The 228-nt window shown below is 60.1% G+C and carries 1 pseudogene; it reads left to right on the top strand.

The window, feature by feature from the left end:
* Nucleotides 1–228, top strand: a pseudogene (locus CE491_RS00010) (IS5/IS1182 family transposase); the annotation flags it as partial.

The raw sequence follows: 228 nt of genomic DNA on the forward strand, positions 1-228 counted from the left end.
GGTGTATCAGCGTTTTCGTGACTGGCGCGATGACGGTACGTTCGACCGGATACTGGAACGCTTGCACATTCGACTCAACCAGGAGGGACTGATCGATCTGGACACCTGGATGATCGACTCCACGGCGGTACGTGCAACCCGAGCCTCATCAGGCGCCGGGAAAAAGGGGGGCCTGAAGAACCGCTAGACCATGCTCTGGGGCGCAGTCGAGGCGGCCTGACAACCAAG

It is taken from the genome of Pseudomonas bohemica, from assembly GCF_002934685.1.
In the GTDB taxonomy this organism is placed as follows: domain Bacteria; phylum Pseudomonadota; class Gammaproteobacteria; order Pseudomonadales; family Pseudomonadaceae; genus Aquipseudomonas; species Aquipseudomonas bohemica.